General features: G+C 64.4%; 17 protein-coding genes and 1 riboswitch. Of the genes, 12 read left to right on the top strand and 5 right to left on the bottom strand.

The window, feature by feature from the left end; translation table 11 throughout:
* The 5 genes from cobG to AC1DYW_RS31435 all read right to left on the bottom strand — a co-directional run bounded on the left by cobG (position 1) and on the right by AC1DYW_RS31435 (position 7,841).
* The gene (gene cobG, locus AC1DYW_RS31455) at positions 1–1,518 is read right to left on the bottom strand and encodes a precorrin-3B synthase (protein WP_457150221.1); all 1,518 of its coding nucleotides are present in this window, start codon (positions 1,516–1,518) and stop codon (positions 1–3) included.
* Positions 1,515–4,880 (bottom strand): cobaltochelatase subunit CobN, encoded by a 3,366-nt coding sequence (cobN, locus tag AC1DYW_RS31450; RefSeq protein WP_477228764.1) that lies wholly within the window; start codon positions 4,878–4,880, stop codon positions 1,515–1,517. Before cobN ends, cobG begins: the two co-directional genes overlap by 4 nt.
* An 18-nt stretch (positions 4,881–4,898) precedes the next feature.
* Positions 4,899–5,936, bottom strand: coding sequence for a cobalamin biosynthesis protein CobW (gene cobW, locus AC1DYW_RS31445; protein WP_457150219.1), 1,038 nt, complete (start codon positions 5,934–5,936; stop codon positions 4,899–4,901).
* A 2-nt stretch (positions 5,937–5,938) separates the two neighbouring features.
* A complete protein-coding gene (locus AC1DYW_RS31440) occupies positions 5,939–6,367 on the bottom strand; it encodes a DUF1636 family protein (protein ID WP_457150218.1) in 429 nt (142 codons plus the stop codon).
* A gap of 39 nt (positions 6,368–6,406) precedes the next feature.
* A riboswitch (cobalamin riboswitch) is annotated at positions 6,407–6,612 on the bottom strand.
* 29 nt (positions 6,613–6,641) lie between these two features.
* Positions 6,642–7,841: a winged helix-turn-helix domain-containing protein gene (locus AC1DYW_RS31435; protein WP_457150217.1), complete on the bottom strand. Its 1,200-nt coding sequence runs from the start codon at positions 7,839–7,841 to the stop codon at positions 6,642–6,644.
* Positions 7,842–8,172: 331 nt separating this feature from the next.
* Between AC1DYW_RS31435 and AC1DYW_RS31430 the strand changes: the two genes are divergently transcribed.
* The 12 genes from AC1DYW_RS31430 to nuoK all read left to right on the top strand — a co-directional run bounded on the left by AC1DYW_RS31430 (position 8,173) and on the right by nuoK (position 19,069).
* Complete coding sequence (locus tag AC1DYW_RS31430; protein ID WP_095087214.1) at positions 8,173–8,538, top strand: NADH-quinone oxidoreductase subunit A; 366 nt, start codon at positions 8,173–8,175, stop codon at positions 8,536–8,538.
* The gene (locus AC1DYW_RS31425; RefSeq protein ID WP_095087216.1) at positions 8,529–9,110 is read left to right on the top strand and encodes a NuoB/complex I 20 kDa subunit family protein; all 582 of its coding nucleotides are present in this window, start codon (positions 8,529–8,531) and stop codon (positions 9,108–9,110) included. Before AC1DYW_RS31430 ends, AC1DYW_RS31425 begins: the two co-directional genes overlap by 10 nt.
* Before the next feature lie 4 nt (positions 9,111–9,114).
* Positions 9,115–9,720, top strand: coding sequence for an NADH-quinone oxidoreductase subunit C (locus AC1DYW_RS31420; RefSeq protein WP_477228763.1), 606 nt, complete (start codon positions 9,115–9,117; stop codon positions 9,718–9,720).
* A gap of 9 nt (positions 9,721–9,729) precedes the next feature.
* Positions 9,730–10,920, top strand: a complete 1,191-nt coding sequence (locus AC1DYW_RS31415; protein ID WP_457152118.1) for an NADH-quinone oxidoreductase subunit D — start codon at positions 9,730–9,732, stop codon at positions 10,918–10,920.
* A complete protein-coding gene (locus AC1DYW_RS31410) occupies positions 10,921–12,204 on the top strand; it encodes an NADH-quinone oxidoreductase subunit E (protein ID WP_457152117.1) in 1,284 nt (427 codons plus the stop codon).
* A gap of 10 nt (positions 12,205–12,214) precedes the next feature.
* Complete coding sequence (nuoF, locus tag AC1DYW_RS31405; RefSeq protein WP_095087224.1) at positions 12,215–13,519, top strand: NADH-quinone oxidoreductase subunit NuoF; 1,305 nt, start codon at positions 12,215–12,217, stop codon at positions 13,517–13,519.
* A 101-nt stretch (positions 13,520–13,620) separates the two neighbouring features.
* Positions 13,621–14,319 carry an NADH-ubiquinone dehydrogenase gene (locus tag AC1DYW_RS31400; RefSeq protein WP_477228762.1) on the top strand — a complete coding sequence of 233 codons (699 nt, stop codon included), beginning with the start codon at positions 13,621–13,623 and terminating at the stop codon, positions 14,317–14,319.
* 73 nt (positions 14,320–14,392) lie between these two features.
* Positions 14,393–16,474 (top strand): NADH-quinone oxidoreductase subunit NuoG, encoded by a 2,082-nt coding sequence (gene nuoG / locus AC1DYW_RS31395; protein ID WP_477228761.1) that lies wholly within the window; start codon positions 14,393–14,395, stop codon positions 16,472–16,474.
* Between the two features lie 2 nt (positions 16,475–16,476).
* Positions 16,477–17,520: an NADH-quinone oxidoreductase subunit NuoH gene (gene nuoH, locus AC1DYW_RS31390; RefSeq protein ID WP_095087231.1), complete on the top strand. Its 1,044-nt coding sequence runs from the start codon at positions 16,477–16,479 to the stop codon at positions 17,518–17,520.
* A complete protein-coding gene (gene nuoI / locus AC1DYW_RS31385; protein WP_023812382.1) occupies positions 17,520–18,011 on the top strand; it encodes an NADH-quinone oxidoreductase subunit NuoI in 492 nt (163 codons plus the stop codon). The genes nuoH and nuoI overlap by 1 nt, the downstream gene beginning before the upstream one ends.
* 127 nt (positions 18,012–18,138) lie before the next feature.
* Positions 18,139–18,759, top strand: a complete 621-nt coding sequence (locus AC1DYW_RS31380; protein WP_095087233.1) for an NADH-quinone oxidoreductase subunit J — start codon at positions 18,139–18,141, stop codon at positions 18,757–18,759.
* A 1-nt stretch (position 18,760) separates the two neighbouring features.
* Positions 18,761–19,069: an NADH-quinone oxidoreductase subunit NuoK gene (nuoK, locus tag AC1DYW_RS31375; protein WP_023676620.1), complete on the top strand. Its 309-nt coding sequence runs from the start codon at positions 18,761–18,763 to the stop codon at positions 19,067–19,069.
* Positions 19,070–19,075: the final 6 nt, after the last annotated feature.

The following is a 19,075-nucleotide window of genomic DNA, read 5'->3' as shown; positions in this document are numbered from 1 at the left end:
TCATTCCTGTCGGTAAGCCTCGGCGATGCCGGCCGCGCCAAGCCTTGTCAGGCAAGCGGCGGCGGTTTCGCCGGGAAGTCGTGCGCTGCGGATTGCTGCCGCGACGCGGCTGATGCCGCGCGCGGCGTCATAGCCCGGCCTGTAGCTGGCAGGAAGGCCCTTTGCCGTCGCGTTCACGACAAGTCCGGCTCCGTTTTCGCCGCCGACCAGGGTAAGTGCAGCTTTGCCCGGATGGGCGCAGCCCTTGGCGCAGCCGGAAATGTGCAAGGTGAAGTCGAGGATGTCGGCATTTTCAGCGGCAATCGTCTCGGCAATGTCGCGCGTGGCGATCCGGCCGGAAGCGCAGGCCGGTGTACCGGGGCAAGCGGCGATGCGTGTGCGCGGATCGGCGGCGTCCGTGACGAATCCGAGGGTGGTTGCGGTGTCCTGAAGGGGCCGGTTGGCGGCTGTCGGCTGGCCGAGGAAGAGCAGCGCGCGGCCGGGGGCGAGGCGGATTTCCGACGTGCCGAGGGCGAGGGCGCCTTGGGCGAGGCTGATGATCTTGTCCGCCGGCATGCTGCCATAGGGGAGGGCGATGCCGAGGGCGACGCCAGAGGCGGCGAGGTCGAAAGTTCCGATGGGAGAGCGAGTCGATGGCGCAGGATAGCGATCCTGCCCACCCCCCTCTGTCCTGCCGGACATCTCCCCCGCAAGGGGGGAGATCGGCAGTTCTGCTGCCGGCTCTCCTTTTGGACGCTGAGTGATTGCTGCAACGCCTACGACTAGCGAAAGCGGAGATGAGAGCGCAATCTCCCCCCTTGCGGGGGAGATGTCCGGCAGGACAGAGGGGGGTGGGACGGAGTGCCAACTTGCAAGAGAAGCTAGCTGCCTCTCGGTCAAATCCCTCGCATGGGCTTCGCGGCCCTTCTCGGCAATCATCCTGAGCACGGCAACGGCAATATCGCATGCAGCATCGTCTTCCACCGTGGCCAGCGGCCTTGCATTCCGCCCATCACCCGCGACAGACACCAGCCACCGAACTCCCGCATCAGTGCGCGTCGCGGCAAGCCGCACATCGGCCGTCACCGAATCCAGTCGAAGCTGCCCGCCGCCGTCGACAACGACTGAAACCTTCGGGCCGAGCCGTTGCGTGAGCCCGGCTTCTTCGACCGCTGTCCTGATCCGTTCAGCCAACGGCTGGGGATCGGGAACCTCCTGCGGATCGATGCCGGCCAGCGGCCCGGTCTCGACCGGCACGCCGGTGCGCACTGCGATATCAAGCGCATCGACCTCGGTCGCCAGCAGCGGCGCGCTTTCCGATGTCAGGCCGCGTATCTGCAGGCTGCCGCGCGCGGTGACTTCCATGATGCCGTTGCCGTGCCGCAGGGCCGATTCGGCGAGTGCGATCAAAAGCTTTGGCGACAATCCTCCAGAAGATGGGCCTCCAGCAACGGGGTTGAGCCGCACCAGCAGACCATCGCCGGTCTGCATGGGGGCTGCCAGAGCCGGACAGGCGCCGCGACGCGAGAAGGCGTTCATGCCGCAACCCCAAGCGCTTCAGCCTCGGCAATCAGGGCGGCGAGGTCGTCGTCGATAGAATTGCGCAAGGGATGCCAGAGCCCGCGCCGCCGGGCCGACAGGAAGCGTTCGGCGATGACTTTGGCGGCGGCAGGGTTCTCGCGCAGGATGAAGGCGCGCACCAGGGGATCGCCGAGATAGGCGTCATGCACCGCCTCGATCAGCGTGCCTGATATCGCGAGGGTGGTTTCGGCAAAGCCGACCAGCCGGTCAACGGTTTCGGCGAATTCGGAGGCGCCGCGCGGGCCGTGGCGCATCTGGCCTGAGACGAAGCGTGGATTGACGGCGCGGGCCCGCACGACGCGGGCCACCGCCCCACTGAGCGAACGCGGCTTCGGCTTTTGCGGATCGGTGGTGTCGAGCACGATGACGTCGGCATTCCTGCCAAGCGCCGCAAGCGCTGCCGAAAATCCGCCGATGAAGGCGACGTCGGCGGAGCCTTCGAGGATATCGCGGCCAGGGTCGTCGCCGGTGTGGACGAGAAGATCGGCTTCGGCGATGCGACCCTCGAAGGCGCCGGGTGCCGAGACGCCTTCGCCCCCAGCGCCGCCATAGGCATGCGAGGTGGCGTCGAGATAGGCGCGGCCGATCTCTTCGCGCGCCGCCCAGTCGCCGCTCGACAGCAAGTCCTCGACGCCGGCGCCGTAAGTGCCGGGCGAAGTGCCGAAGATGCGCGGGCTGATCTTGCCATCCGCGCGGGTCTTGGCCGCCAGCGGGTTTTCCGAATCCTCCTCGTCGCGGGCGGCAACGGCGTTGGCCGCGGCATCGATCAGTGCGATTTGGGTTGGGAACATGTCTCGGAACAGGCCGGAAATGCGCCAGGTGACGTCGACGCGTGGTCGGCCGACGGTTGCCGGCGGCAGCACCTCGATGCCGTTGATGCGGCCGGTCGCGGCATCCCATTGCGGCCGGCAGCCCATCAGCGCCAGGCCTTGTGCAATCTCCTCGCCGCCGGTGCGCAGCGAGGCTGAGCCCCAGAGGTCGATGACCAGCGAACGCGGCCAGTCGCCATGCGACTGCATATAGCCACGCACCACTTCCTCCGCCGCCGCACTGCCGAGGTCATAGGCGGTCGGCGTCGGCATGGTGCGCGGGTCCGACGTGAACAGGTTGCGACCGGTGGGCAATACATCGGCGCGGCCGCGCGCCGGCGCCCCTGCCGGGCCGGCCTTGACGTGGCGGCCATCGAGTGCTGCCAGCAATGCCGTCTTCTCGGCTTCAGCGCTTTGACGCCGCATGGCGTCAGGCTCGTCGTTGGAGGCGCGGCCGTAGATATGCAGCCCGTCCTTGATGGCGAAATCCTTGAGGTCGCAGAGCCAGGCGTCGATGCGGCGCAGCGCCTCGTCGGGTGCATCGGTTTTGGCGACGCCGGCTTCGGAGGCGAGGCCGGTCTTCTGCGCGGTGTCGACGATCAGCTTTGCGAGGCGGTCGCGGCGGCGGCGGTCGAGCCCGTCGGCCTGGGCATATTCGTCGACCAGGCGTTCGAGCCTGTGCTGATCCTCGTCCAGTCCGGCGCCGGTCAGCGGCGGCGGCAGATGCCCAAGGGTGACGGCGGCGATGCGCCGCTTGGCCTGTGCGGCTTCGCCGGGGTTGGAGACGATGAAGGGATAGATCACGGGCAAGGGGCCGGTGACGATCTCGGGAAAGCAGTTTTGGCTGAGCGCAACCGTCTTTCCGGGCAGCCATTCCAGCGTTCCATGGGCGCCGACATGGACAAGCGCATGAGCGCCGAGCGATTTGCGCAGCCACAGGCCGAAGGCGATCAGCGCATGCCGCGGCGGCAGCGTCGGGTCGTGATAATCGGCGCGCCGATCCACTGACCGGCCGCGGTCGGGAGCAAGCGCCACGGTGACGTTGCCGAAGGTGGCGGCGCGGAAGGGGAATTTTGCGGAGGTTAGCACCTCGCGCAAACCTGTTTCATCTTTCGCCTTACCCCAGGCGCCTTCTACGGCAGCTATCGCCGCCCTCGGCAGTTCGGTTGAGAAGCACAGATAGTCGTCAAGCTTCAGCCCGTGGTTTGAACTTTCCAGCAAATCCAGCAGCGCACGCGGCGTTTGCGGAATCCCGTCAACGGCATAGCCCTGTCCCTTGAGGTCCTGCAGCATCGCCAGCACGCTGGACGGCACGTCGAGGCCGACGGCATAGCCGGTGCGGCCGGGGGCGCTGGGATAATCGGGGATCAGGATGGCAAGCTTGCGCTCGGCGCTCGGCGTTTCTTGCAGCTTGATGAAGGCCGCGACACGGTCCGCCACTTGCGCCACACGATCGGGCTCCGGCCGGTTGGCGAAGGCGCGGTGACCAAGTGCGGGATCGACCTCGCTCTCGCCCTTGAAGGAAATGGCGCCGGCAAGGATGCGGCCGTCGAGTTCGGGCAGCACGACATGCATAGCGAGGTCGGCGGGCGCCAGCCCACGCTGGTTGTTTTCCCAGATGTCGCGGCGGGTGGTGGCGACGATGACCTGGAAGACTGGCACGCCGGCACGATCGAACAGGGTTTCGACGCCGGGTTCGGCGCCGGACGCGAAGGCGGTCGCGGTGACGATGGCGGCAGGTTTCAACGAGGCCAGCGCGGTTTCGACGAACGCCAGCGATACCGGGTCCTTGAGGCTGGAGACGAAGATGGGGACCGGCGTCATACGGCGCTGCCGCAGCGCTTCAAAAAGGGCGTCGATCGGTGCGACATCGGCGGCCAGCAGCATCGAACGGTAGAACAGGATGGGGATGACAGGCGCGGTGTTTCCTTGCCCCTCGAGAGGAAGGGGGACGACGCCGCGGCCCGGCTCATAGTAGCCGGCCTTTGGTACCGCGACAGGCGCCGAAATTGTTGCTTCAGACCCTGCCAGCCGCGCCAGCTTCTGCACCAGCGCGTTCATATTGGCCGGACCGCCCTCGCGAAAATAGTCGAGCAGGCCGTCCAGTTCCTGGCGCGGCAGTGTCGAGGCTTCGATCAGGCGCAGATCCTCGTCGCGGCATTCGCCGGGCAGCAGCGCCAGTTTTATACCGCGCGCGCGGGCGGTCGAGGCAAGCTGGTCGCAGCCGTAGCGCCACCAGTCGTAGCCGCCCAGAATGCGCACGAGGATGACTTTGGCATGGCGGGCGACGCTGTCGACCCAGAGGTCGACGGACATCGGATGGCGCAGGTCACGCAAAGCCGCCAGCCGCATCGAGGGCAGGCGCTCGGCATCGGCCTTCCATGCCGCCGCCAGTCCGGCGAGATCGCTGTCGGTGAAGGACAGGGCCACGATATCCGCCGGCGACTGCCGCAGATCGACCGGCTCGGCGAGATCGTCGAGCGAGGCGGAGGTCGTGGTGAGGATGTGCATCGCGGGCCGTGGTTTGCGTCAGCCGGCGAGTATACGCTCGATCGCCGGGCGGTTCAGCCCCTTGAGGCCGATAACGACGAGACGCGAGCGGCGGTCATCCCCGGCCGTCCAGGCGCGGTCGTAGTAGTGATTGACGCGCGGTCCCACGGCCTGCAGCAAGAGCCGCATCGGCTTGCCGCCAACCTCGACGAAGCCTTTTACGCGCAGCACGTTTTCTTCCTCGGCGGCGGTGGCGACGCGCTTTGCCAGCTCGTCGGGATTGGCGATCGAGGCAATGTCGATGACGAAAGAGTCGAAGTCGTCGTGCTCGTGGTCGAGTTCGTCGTCGTGGTGGGTCTTGCGGTTCTCGATATCGTCCTCGACGGCAAGGCCAAGACCAAGTAGCACCGACGGATCGACCTTGCCTTGCGACGTCGGCACGATCTTCACGGCGCGAGCGATGTGCTCGTTGATGATGGCGTTGGCGCGGGCGGAGCCGGCGGTGTCCATCAGGTCGCTCTTCGACAGGATGATCAGGTCGGCGCAGGCGATCTGGTCCTCGAACACCTCCTCGACCGGATCGTCGTGATCGAGCGTCTCATCCTGGGCGCGCTGTGCCTGAAGTGCGTCCATGTCATTGGCGACGCGGCCTTCGGCGAGTGCGGGACCGTCGACGACGGCGATGACGCCATCGACCGTCACGCGGCTCTTCACCGTCGGCCACTGGAAAGCCTGGACCAGTGGCTTGGGCAGAGCCAGACCCGAGGTCTCGATCAAGATGTGGTCGACCTTCGGCGTCAACGACAGGATCTGGTCGAGCGCCGGCACGAAATCGTCGGCAACGGTGCAGCAGATGCAGCCATTGGACAGTTCGACGATGTTTTCCTCCGGGCAGGTGTCGATGCCGCAGCCCTTCAGGATTTCGCCGTCGATGCCGATGTCGCCGAACTCGTTGACGATGATGGCGATCCGCTTGCCGCCGGCGTTTTCCAGGAGATGGCGGATCAGCGTCGTCTTGCCGGCGCCGAGGAAGCCGGTGACGACGGTGCAGGGGACGCGGGAGACGGAGGCAGTCATGATCAGTCCTTCAGCAGGTCGAGGGGAGGGATGCGGGCCACGAGGCCGCGCTTGAGGCTATCTGGACGGCCGCGCCACGGGATCAGGCCGTCGGTCGAGGTGGCGAAGAGTTTTGCCCCTGTGACGAGGTCGGCGCCGCTGGATGTGGTCAGGTCGCCGAAGACGTAGCTCCAGCAACCATCGCGCAGGATGGCGGCACTGAGCCGGCGCTTGCAATTGCCGAGGCATTCGACCGTGCGGACGCGGATGTCTTGGCCAGACGCGGCGTGACGCGTGTCGTCCGCGAGCAGTTCGCCGGCGCGGGGATGGGCATCGGAACCGGTTTCATCGCGACAGGAGGCACAGACGATCACGGTCACGCCGGCAAGGGCATCGCTCTCGCCGGACGAATTGTCCGCTGTGCCAGCGGAAAAACTGCTGTCGTGGTCCAAAAATTGGGCTCCTTGCCCGGAAACCCGCCGGGCGATCGGATTCTACAGTCGCAGACGGCAGGTCTCCTGGCTCGCGGGTCATCGCCTTGGGTAGCCGCCTTCCCGGGAATACCCCAGTGGCTTTCGGCCTTGGCTCGTCGCTTACAGTTGCGGGGACAGCCGCGGATTTGAAATCGGAATTTCGCACCGCATTCCCTCTTGGCTCCTCTCGTTGAAGAGAGGAGACCGTCTGGAGCGGATTTAGGCTTTTGCGGGCGGCGGTGTCAACGTGGGCTTACGACACGGTCAGGTCGGCCAGCGCCGGACCCAAATCACCGGCTGATGTCACCTCTATACGTTCAAGGCCGAGCCAGCCCTGCATCTGCTTCAATTCTTCGAAGAGTTCTGCAGCGGTTTCAGGCGGCGCGCCGGGCTCTGCGTAAGCAGCATGGACCCGCAGGACACCGGCTGGCCGGTCGGCCTTGAGGTCAACGCGCGCCACGATCCTGTCGCCGAGCAGGAACGGCAGGACGTAGTAGCCGTATTGGCGCTTTTCGGCTGGCGTGTAGATCTCGATGCGGTAGTGGAAGTCGAACAGCCGCTCGGTGCGCGACCGTTCGAAGACGACCGGATCGAACGGCGCCAGCAAAGCGCGGGCCTCGATCTTGCGTGGCAGACGGGCGTCTTTATGAAGATAGGCCGGCTTGTCCCAGCCTTCGACACGCACAGGCAGCAGTTCGCCTGTTTCGACCAGTTCCTCCAGTCGGCCCTTCATGTCGGCGGGGGACAGGCGGAAATAGTCGCGCAGGTCGCCTGATGTCGCGATGCCGTGGGCGCGGGCGGAAATGCGCAGCAATTCGCGGTGCGCGTCCTCGGCGGCGGGCACCGGCAGGTCGAGGATCGCCTGCGGCAGCACGCGTTCCGGCAGATCGTAGAACCGCTCGAAACCGCGACGGTGCGCCGTTGTGATGCGCCCGGCCCAGAACAGCCATTCGAAGGCGTGCTTGGCATGGCTCCAGCCCCACCAGCCGCCCGAGCCTTTCTGGCCTTCGAGCGCGGAAGCGGCGATCGGCCCGCGATCGGCGACCTCGCGATAGATCTGTTCGATGTAGCCAGCGTGTTCGCGGCCCCATTTGGCGAGACCGAGATACATTTCGTCGCCGCGCTCGGCTCGCTGCATGCGCCAGCGCATCAGCGGGTAGGTCTCGACCGGCAGGAAGGAGGCTTCGTGTGCCCAGTATTCGAACACCGTGCGTTTGCGCGTCACGGCGGCGTTGTCGAGCAGAGCGAAGGGGTAGGGGCCAAGGCGCGAATAGAGCGGCATATAGTGGGCGCGCACCACTGCACTGACGGAATCGATCTGCAGCAGGCCGGTGCGGGAGAGAACGCGGGCGAAATGGCGGCGGTCGGGCGTACCGGCGGGGCGGGGATCGAGAAACCCCTGGGCGGCGAGCGCGATGCGCCGGGCCATGGCAAGCGAGAACTTTTCCTTCATGCAGGCATCACTCTGAGGGTGGTTGGCCGAAGTTCTGATGGGTGATTCCGGCCCATGCTAGCAGGGTTTTGGCGGCAACCATGTCAGGAGACAAAAGTGGAGTAAAAAGCGAAGGAAATCAAACAGGAGCGGATCGGACCAGTTTCCTCGGATATGCCGTCCAGCACCGCGTTTTGAACAAGGTTTGACTTGCTTCGCTGGAAGTGCTGCGCTAACCCTCGCCGCGTTGCAGCATAGGCCCTTAAAACGGTTCAGCGGTTAAACTGTCACGCTTCCGCATTAGGGTCCGGTGCTGTAATCAACGTGGATTGGCGCCAACGGAAAGCCGAGCATGAACGCACTTCTAGGTTCATACCTGCCCATCGTCCTGTTCATCGGCGTGGCCCTGGTCGTCGGGCTGGCGCTGCTGGCCGCCCCCTTCCTGGTCGCCTACCGCAATCCCGATCCCGAAAAGCTTTCCGCCTACGAGTGCGGTTTCAACTCGTTCGACGACGCCCGCATGAAATTCGACATCCGTTTCTACCTGGTGTCGATCCTGTTCATCATCTTCGACCTGGAAGTGGCTTTCCTGTTTCCGTGGGCGGTGTCGTTCTCGAAGATCGGCATGCTCGGCTTCTGGTCGATGATGGTCTTCCTGGCGGTGCTGACCATCGGCTTTGCCTATGAATGGAAAAAAGGAGCGCTGGAATGGGATTGAACGACAGTTCCGGCACGCTCGTCGCGCCGAAGCCCAAGGGCCTGATCGATCCCAACACCGGCAGGCCGGTAGGGTCCGACGATCCTTTCTTCCTCGAGATCAACAACGAATTGGCCGACAAGGGCTTTCTCGTCACCTCGACTGAGGCGCTGATCACCTGGGCGCGCAGCGGTTCGCTGATGTTCATGACGTTCGGCCTCGCCTGCTGCGCGGTCGAGATGATCCATACTTCGATGCCGCGCTACGATTCGGAGCGGTTCGGCGTTGCGCCGCGCGCGTCTCCGCGCCAGTCCGACATCATGATCGTCGCCGGCACGCTGACTAACAAGATGGCGCCGGCGCTGCGCAAGGTCTATGACCAGATGCCGGAGCCGCGCTACGTCATCTCGATGGGCTCCTGCGCCAATGGCGGCGGCTACTACCACTATTCCTATTCGGTGGTGCGCGGCTGCGACCGCGTCGTGCCGGTCGACATCTATGTGCCCGGCTGCCCGCCGAGCGCCGAAGCGCTGCTTTACGGGATTCTTCTGTTGCAGAAGAAGATCCGCCGCACCGGCACGATCGAACGGTAAATCCATGACCGCATCCCTGAGCGAACTGTCGACCTATCTCGGCGAGAAGCTGATCGGCCGCGTGAATGACGCGGTGATCGCCTATGGCGAACTCACCGTCCATGTCGAGCCGCGCAATCTGGTCGAGGTGATGACTTTCCTGCGCGACGATGCGCGCTGCCAGTTCATCTCGATCATCGATGTCTGCGGCGCCGACCATCCGTCGCGGGCCAAGCGCTTCGACGTCGTCTATCACCTGTTGTCGCCGAAGCAGAACGTGCGCATCCGCGTCAAGGTGCAGGCCGACGAGGAGACGATGGTGCCGTCGATCACCGGCGTCTATCCCGGCGCCGACTGGTTCGAGCGCGAGACCTACGATCTCTACGGTGTGCTTTTCTCCGGGCATCCGGACCTGCGGCGACTGTTGACGGATTACGGTTTCGAAGGCCATCCGCTGCGCAAGGATTTCCCGCTGACCGGCTTCGTCGAGGTGCGCTACGACGACGAGGCCAAGCGCGTCATCTACGAGCCGGTCGAGCTCAAGCAGGAATTTCGCAATTTCGATTTTCTCTCCCCTTGGGAAGGCACGGACTACGTGCTGCCCGGGGATGAAAAAGCCAAGACGAATTGAGGCGCCAGAATGGCTGAAACCTCCGTCCGCAACTTCAACATCAATTTCGGCCCGCAACACCCCGCGGCGCACGGCGTTTTGCGCCTCGTTCTGGAGCTGGACGGCGAAGTCGTCGATCGCGTCGATCCGCATATCGGGCTGCTGCATCGCGGCACCGAAAAGCTGATCGAGGCCAAGACCTACCTGCAGGCGATACCTTATCTCGACCGGCTCGATTATTGCGCGCCGATGAACCAGGAGCATGCCTTCGCACTGGCCGTCGAGCGCCTGCTCGGCATCGATGTGCCGAAGCGCGGCCAACTGATCCGCGTGCTCTACTGCGAGATCGGCCGCATCATGTCGCACATCCTCAATGTCACGACGCAGGCGATGGATGTCGGCGCGCTGACGCCGCCGCTGTGGGGCTTCGTCGAGCGCGAAAAGCTGATGGTGTTCTATGAGCGCGCCTCCGGCTCGCGCATGCATGCGGCCTATTTCCGCCCCGGCGGCGTGCATCAGGATCTGCCGCAGAAGCTGGTCGAGGATATCGGCAAGTGGATCGATCCATTCCTGAAGTCGATCGACGACCTCGATCAGTTGCTCACCGGCAACCGAATCTTCAAGCAGCGCAATGTCGATATCGGCACGGTCTCGCTGGCCGATGCGTGGGCCTGGGGCTTTTCGGGCGTGATGGTACGTGGTTCGGGCGCGCCTTGGGACCTGCGCAAGTCGCAACCCTATGAGTGCTATTCGGAAATGGATTTCGACATTCCGATCGGCAAGAACGGCGACTGCTTCGACCGCTACCTCGTGCGCATGGAAGAAATGCGCCAGTCGGCAAAGATCATGCGCCAGTGCGTCGACCTCTTGCTCGGCAAGGAGAGCACCGGCCCGGTGTCGAACCTCGACGGCAAGGTGGTGCCGCCGAAGCGTCAGGCGATGAAGCGCTCGATGGAAGCGCTGATCCATCACTTCAAGCTCTACACCGAGGGCTACCGCGTGCCGGCCGGCGAGGTCTATGCGGCGGTCGAAGCGCCGAAAGGCGAGTTCGGCGTGTATCTCGTCTCCGACGGCTCCAACAAGCCCTACCGCTGCAAGCTGCGCGCGCCCGGTTTCGCGCATTTGCAGGCCATGGATTTCCTCTGCCGCGGCCACATGCTGGCCGACGTCACCGCCGTTCTCGGCTCCCTCGACATCGTGTTTGGTGAGGTCGATCGCTAAATGTCAGTCCGCCGTCTCGCAGAAGCCAGCGTCCAGCCAGCATCCTTCGCCTTCAACCGGGCGAACGCGGCAGCGGCGAAGCAATGGCTCAAAAAATACCCCAAGGGCCGCGAACAGTCGGCGATCATCCCCTTGCTGATGATAGCTCAGGAGCAGGAAGGCTGGGTCACCAAGGCGGCGATCGAGACGATTTCGGACATGCTCGGCATGCCCCGTATCAGGGGGCTGGAAGTCGCCACCTTCTACACGCAATACCAGCTGAGCCCGGTCGGTACCCGCGCCCACATCCAGGTTTGCGGCACCACGCCCTGCATGCTGCGCGGCTCGGAAGCGCTGATGGATGTGTGCCGCTCAAAAATCCATCACGACCAGTTCCACACCAACGACAAGGGCACCTTGTCGTGGGAAGAGGTCGAGTGCCTTGGCGCCTGCGTCAACGCGCCGATGGTGATGATCTTCAAGGATACGTTCGAGGATTTGACGCCCGAGCGGCTGGCCGAAATCATCGATCTCTATGACGCCGGCAAGGGCGCCTCGGTGACGCCCGGACCGCAGGACGGGCGCACCGGCTCGGAGCCGGCCTCCGGCCTCACGACCCTGAAAAGCGAAAAGGCGATCCTCAAGTCGACCCGCGACAGGGAAGCAAGGGAGGCAACCAAGGCCGCGAAGGCGGCGCCCGACGCGATAATCGCCACGGTCGCGCCCGCTGCCGCTCCTGTCGCACCGTCCAATGCCAGCAAGCCGAAGACCGATGCGCCTGAAACCAGCCCGGCCTTGAAGACGCCTTCAAAGACCAAGGTCGCGCCGGCTGCTGAAAAGGCGGCGAGTGTTTCGGCCCCGCCGCATTCGGCCGCCAATGCCAACAAGGCGGCCCCCGAAGTCGAGCAGGTTTCAAAGCAGCGCAACGGTCCGAAGACCAAGGCCGAGCCGGCAGCCGCCTTCAAGGCGCCGGAGGTCAAGGCCCCAGCCGCGAAGGCTGACAAGCTGGCCAAGCCGTCGCTCGAGGACAAGAACCGCCCGGCCGGCATCGACAGGCCGGCGCTGGTCGACGATCTCAAGTTGATCTCTGGTGTCGGCCCGAAGATCGAGGGCGTCCTGCATTCCCTGGGCATTTTCACCTTCGCGCAGGTTGCTTCCTGGAAGAAGGCCGAGCGCGAGTGGGTGGACGGTTATCTCGCTTTCCACGGCCGCATCGATCGCGACGACTGGGTCAAGCAGGCCAAGGCGCTCGCCAAGGGTGGCGTCGCCGAATACATCCGCGTCTTCGGCAAGAAACCGGTCTGAGGGACGAAAAATGCTTCAGGACAAAGACCGCATCTTCAACAACATCTACGGCCTCTTCGACAAGTCGCTGGCCGGCGCGATGGCGCGTGGCGCCTGGGACAACACGCCCGGCATCGTCGCCAAGGGGCGCGAGTGGATCGTCAACGAGATGAAGGCATCCGGCCTGCGCGGACGCGGCGGCGCCGGCTTCCCGACAGGCCTGAAATGGTCGTTCATGCCCAAGCAGAGCGACGGCCGGCCGAGCTACCTCGTCATCAATGCCGACGAATCCGAGCCCGGCACCTGCAAGGATCGCGACATCCTGCGCAATGACCCGCACACGCTGGTCGAGGGCGCGCTGCTTGCAGGCTTCGCCATGGGTGCGATTGCCGCCTACATCTATGTTCGCGGCGAGTTCATCCGCGAGCGCGAGGCGCTGCAGCGGGCCATCGACGAGGCCTACGAAGCCAAGCTGATCGGCAAGAACAACACGTCCGGCTACGACTTCGACATCTACATGCACCATGGCGCCGGCGCCTATATCTGCGGCGAGGAGACGGCGCTGCTCGAAAGCCTCGAAGGCAAGAAGGGCCAGCCGCGGCTGAAGCCGCCATTTCCGGCCAATGTCGGTTTGTATGGTTGCCCGACAACCGTGAACAATGTCGAATCGATCGCCGTTGCTCCGACCATCCTGCGCCGCGGTGCCGCCTGGTTCTCGTCCTTCGGCCGGCCCAACAATGTCGGCACCAAGCTTTTTTGCGTGTCCGGCCACGTCAACAACCCGTGCACGGTCGAAGAGGCGATGTCGATCCCGTTCCGCGAGCTGATCGAGACGCATTGCGGCGGCATTCGCGGCGGCTGGGACAATCTCCTGGCGGTCATCCCGGGCGGCGCTTCGGTGCCGCTGGTGCCGGCCGAGCAGATCATCGATACGCCGATGGATTTCGACGCGTTGCGCGACCTCAAATCCGGCCTCGGCACGGCGGCTGTCATCGTCATGGACAAGTCGACCGATATCGTGAAGGCGATCGCGCGGCTTTCCTACTTCTACAAGCACGAGAGCTGCGGCCAGTGCACGCCGTGCCGTGAAGGCACCGGCTGGATGTGGCGGGTGATGGAACGGCTGGTGCGCGGCGAAGCGCAGAAGCGCGAGATCGACATGCTGCTCGACGTCACCAAGCAGGTCGAGGGCCACACGATCTGCGCGCTGGGCGACGCGGCGGCGTGGCCGATCCAAGGTCTGATGCGGCATTTCCGCGGCGAGGTGGAACGCCGCATCGACGAGTTTTCGCGCAATGCGCACCGGGCCGAGCCGGTGATGGTGGCGGCGGAATAGAGACTTTGTGAATTCGGGCGAAAGCCCGGAGCGGAATGCGGGCAAGTGCCCGATATGAGACAACCGGGGCGGGCGAACGAAGAAACGACCAGGAGATATCTATGGCGCCGTATTCGACACCCTACTCATTGATGCCCAATTTGGACCAGTTCGAGAAGATGAACCAGGATCTGACCAGGATGATGCCGAAGGAGATGGCGAGCGCCGTCAACCTTCTCGCGCATCCTGTGGCGGGTGCCGCGGCGATGTCGGCGCTCGGCATCGGGCTGGCGAACCACGCCTTCGGCGTCTGGCTGGGCGCACTCTCGGGGGCTGCCGAAGCCTCGCAACGGCTGCTGCAGCCGATCGTCGATGATTTCGAGGCGCGCACCGAGCGCTTCCCGGAGACGGAAAAGAGCGCTTCCAAGGCCGCCCGCGCGGCGACCAAGACCTTGATCGCCGAAGCGCAATCCTTCGCGCAGGACGTGACTGATATGGTTGCCAGGGAGGCGGCCGACGCAGTGCCGGTCGCCGATGCCGGCCCGGCAGCAGGCCCGGCTCCGGCCGGGTTGATGCCGGAGGATTTCAGGCAGCCTAAGGCTATGGACAAGCCAGCGGAGCCGTCGGACCTCAAGGCGATATCGGGCATCGGTCCGAAGCTGGAGAAGGTTCTCAATGGCCTGGGTATCTGGACATATGCCCAGATCGCCGCATGGGTGCCGGAAGAGGTTGCCTGGGTCGAAGATTATTTGTCGCTCACCGGCCGTATCGTCCGTGACGATTGGACTGCCCAGGCGTCGGCACTCGCCGTCGGGAAATGAATGAAATGCCGGGTGCGGTTTCGACCGTGCCCGGGACAAGAGATTGCGGGAAATCCGCAGGGGTTTGAGGCGAATGGCAAAGCTCAAGGTCGACGGGAAAGAGATCACTGTACCCGACCACTACACGCTGCTGCAGGCGGCGGAAGACGCTGGCGCGGAAGTGCCGCGTTTCTGCTTCCATGAGCGGCTGTCGATCGCCGGCAATTGCCGCATGTGCCTGATCGAGGTGAAGGGCGGGCCGCCCAAGCCGCAGGCCTCCTGCGCCATGGGCGTGCGCGACCTGCGCCCCGGCCCGAATGGCGAGGCGCCGGAAATCTTCACCAACACGCCGATGGTCAAGAAGGCCCGCGAGGGCGTGATGGAATTCCTGCTGATCAACCATCCGCTGGATTGCCCGATCTGCGACCAGGGCGGCGAATGCGACCTGCAGGACCAGGCGATGGCCTTTGGTGTCGATTCCTCGCGCTATCACGAGAACAAGCGCGCGGTCGAAGACAAGTATATCGGACCGCTGGTCAAGACGGTGATGAACCGCTGCATCCATTGCACGCGCTGCGTCCGCTTCACCACCGAAGTCGCCGGTATTTCCGAACTCGGCCTGATCGGCCGTGGCGAGGACGCCGAGATCACCACCTATCTCGAACAGGCGATGACCTCGGAGCTGCAGGGCAATGTCATCGACCTTTGCCCGGTCGGCGCGCTGACTTCGAAGCCGTTCGCCTTCCAGGCGCGGCCGTGGGAACTGACCAAGACCGAATCCATCGACGTGATGGACGCCGTCGGCTCGGCGATCCGCGTCGACAGCCGCGGCCGCGAAGTGATGCGCATCCTGCCGCGCGTCAACGAGCAGGTGAACGAGGAGTGGATCTCCGACAAGACCCGCTTCATCTGGGACGGTCTGCGCACGCAGCGCCTCGACCGCCCCTATGTGCGCAAGGATGGCAGGCTGGCACCGGCAAGCTGGGCCGAGGCCTTTGCCGCGATCAACGATGCGGTGTCGAAGACAACACCAGAAAAGATCGGCGCCATTGCAGGCGATCTCGCCGCGGTCGAGGAAATCTACGCGCTGAAGCTGCTGATGGCTTCGCTCGGTTCGAAGAACACCGACTGCCGTCAGGACGGCGCCGCACTCGATCCGGCGCTCGGCCGGGCCAGCTATATCTTCAACCCGACCATCGAGGGCATCGAGCAGGCCGACGCGGTGCTGATCATCGGCGCCAATCCGCGCTATGAAGCCTCGGTGCTCAACGCCCGCATCCGCAAGCGTTGGCGGATCGGCAATCTGCCGGTCGGCGTCATCGGCGATGTCGGCGACACGCGCTACGACTATGAACAACTGGGCGCCGGACCGGATTCGCTGAAGGATCTGGCCGACGGCAATGGCAAGTTCTTCCAGACGCTGAAGAAGGCGACGCATCCGCTGATCATCGTCGGCCAGGGCGCGCTGGCGCGCGCCGATGGTGCGGCCGTGCTCGGCCAAGCGGCAAAGCTCGCCGCCGCCGTCAACGCAGCAAGAGCGGACTGGAACGGCTTTGCAGTGCTGCACAATGCGGCCGGTCGCGTCGGCGGCCTCGATCTCGGCTTCGTGCCGGGCGAGGGCGGCAAGAACGTCGCCGGGATGCTGGGCGAGATGGAACTGCTGTTCCTGCTCGGCGCCGACGAAATCGACATGGCCAAGACCGGCGGCGCCTTCGTCGTCTATATCGGCACGCATGGCGACCAGGGCGCGCACCGTGCCAATGTCATCCTGCCGGCGGCAGCCTACACCGAAAAGTCGGCCACCTATGTCAACACCGAAGGCCGCGTGCAGCAGACCAACCGCGCCGGCTTCGCGCCGGGCGACGCGCGCGAGGACTGGGCGATCCTGCGGGCGCTGTCGGATGTGCTGGGCAAGAAGCTGCCGTTCGATTCGCTGCCGCAACTGCGTGCGAAGCTCTATGGCGAATTCCCGCATCTGGCCCGCATCGACCAGGTCGCGGCCGGCAATGCCGAGGACATCGCCAAGGTGGCGAAGCTCGGCGGGCGGCTGAACAAGGGCACCTTCACCTCGCCGGTCACGGACTTCTACCTGACCAACCCGATCGCGCGGGCATCGGCCGTGATGGCGGAATGCTCGGCACTGGCCAAGAGCGGCTTCAAGCAGGCGGCGGAATAAGCATGGACACTTTCTTCTCCTTCTACGTGCTGCCGGCGCTGCTGATCCTTCTCAAGTCGGTCGTGCTGATCGTCGTGCTTTTGATCTTCGTCGCCTACATCCTCTACGCCGACCGCAAGATCTGGGCGGCGGTGCAGCTGCGCCGCGGCCCGAACGTCGTCGGCCCGTGGGGCACGCTGCAGGCCTTCGCCGATCTTTTGAAGTTCGTCTTCAAGGAACCTGTCATCCCGTCAGGCGCCAACAAGGGCGTGTTCCTTTTGGCGCCGCTGGTGTCGGCGGTGCTGGCGATTTCGGCCTGGGCGGTCATTCCGGTCAACCAGGGCTGGGCGATCGCCAACGTCAATGTAGGCATCCTCTATGTCTTCGCCATCTCTTCGCTCGAGGTCTATGGCGTGATCATGGGCGGCTGGGCGTCCAACTCGAAATATCCGTTCCTCGGTGCGCTTCGCTCGGCCGCACAGATGGTGTCCTATGAAGTCTCGATCGGCTTCGTCATCGTCACCGTGCTTTTGTGCGCCGGTTCGCTCAACCTGTCCGATATCGTCCTGTCGCAGCAGGATGGGCTGGGCACCAAGCTGGGCCTGCCCAACACCTTCCTCGACTGGCACTGGTTGTCGCTGTTCCCGATGTTCGTCATCTTCTTCATCTCGGCGCTGGCCGAGACGAACCGGCCGCCTTTCGACCTGGTGGAGGCCGAATCGGAACTGGTCGCCGGCCACATGGTCGAATACTCGTCGACGCCGTTCCTGCTGTTCTTCCTCGGTGAGTATGTCGCCATCGTGCTGATGTGCGCGCTGGCCACCATCCTGTTCCTCGGCGGCTGGCTGCCGCCCTTCGACTTCGCGCCGTTCACCTGGGTGCCGGGCGTCATCTGGTTCGTGCTGAAGGTCTGCTTCGTGTTCTTCGGCATCTCCATGGTGAAGGCCTTCGTGCCGCGCTACCGCTACGACCAGCTGATGCGGCTCGGCTGGAAGGTGTTCCTGCCGATCTCGCTGTTCATGGTGGTCGCCACCGCCGCCTTCCTCAAGATCACGGGGTTTGCGTGATGTCCGCTCTGTCCCAAGCCGCAAAATCGCTGCTGCTGCAGGATTTCGTCAGCGCTTTCTTCCTGTCGATGCGCCAGTTCTTCGCACCGAAGGAGACGATCAACTATCCGCACGAGAAGGGGCCGACCAGCCCGCGCTTCCGTGGCGAGCATGCGTTGCGCCGCTATCCCAACGGCGAGGAGCGCTGCATTGCGTGCAAGCTGTGCGAGGCGATCTGCCCGGCGCAGGCGATCACCATCGAAGCCGGCCCGCGCCGCAATGACGGCACGCGCCGCACGGTGCGTTACGACATCGACATGGTGAAGTGCATCTATTGCGGCTTCTGCCAGGAAGCCTGCCCGGTCGACGCCATCGTCGAGGGGCCCAATTTCGAATTCGCGACGGAGACGCGCGAAGAGCTCTACTACGACAAGGACAAGCTTTTGGCGAATGGCGACCGGTGGGAGCGCGAACTGGCGCGCAACATCTCGCTGGACTCGCCGTATCGCTGATATTTGACGCATGGACGGGGCGAGGGGCCTCGTCTAAGGACAACGCGACTTGGGAACCGGAGGCGGTACCAAGCCACAGAAGCGGACATGGCGAGAGCCGGTCCGGACAGGAACCCGGGGGAACCCCATGCTGAGTGGACTAGAGGCGGCCTTTTTCTACCTCTTCGCCTTTGTCGCGGTGGCGTCGGCGTTCATGGTCATTTCGTCGCGCAACCCCGTGCATTCGGTGCTGTTCCTGATCTTGACCTTCTTCAACGCGGCCGGCCTGTTCATGCTGACCGGCGCCGAGTTCCTGGCGATGATCCTGCTCGTCGTCTATGTCGGCGCGGTCATGGTGCTGTTCCTGTTCGTCGTCATGATGCTCGACGTCGATTTCGCAGAGATGAAGGAAGGCGCGCTGCAGTATGCGCCGATCGGCGCGCTGGTCGGGCTGATCCTGGCGGCGGAGCTGATCGTCGTGCTGGGCGGTTACACATTCGCACCGCAGCTCGCCTCGACGGTCTCCAAGCCAATTCCGGACCTCGCCACGCGCTCGAATACGGCGGCACTCGGCGACATCCTCTATACGGACTACCTCTACTACTTCCAGATCGCCGGCCTCGTGCTCTTGGTCGCCATGATCGGCGCCATCGTCTTGACGCTGCGCCACAAGGAAGGGGTCAAGCGGCAGTCGATCGCAGCCCAGGTTGGCCGCACCGCGGCGACCGGCATGGAAATCCGCAAGGTCAAGTCGGGCGAAGGAGTCTGAGATGGTCGTCGGCATCGCACATTATCTGACCGTATCGGCGATCCTGTTCACGCTCGGCGTGTTCGGCATCTTTTTGAACCGCCGGAACGTCATCGTCATCCTGATGTCGATCGAGCTGATCCTGCTCGCGGTCAACATCAACTTCGTCGCTTTCTCGGCGGCACTTGGCGATCTGGTCGGCCAGGTGTTCGCGCTGTTCGTGCTGACGGTCGCGGCGGCCGAGGCTGCCATCGGACTTGCCATTCTCGTCGTCTTCTTCCGCAACCGCGGCTCGATCGCGGTGGAAGACGTGAACATGATGAAGGGTTGACGGAAC

The sequence above is a fragment of the Mesorhizobium sp. P2_D5 genome (assembly GCF_056404355.1).
This window is presented reverse-complemented; position numbering and strand designations above follow the sequence as displayed.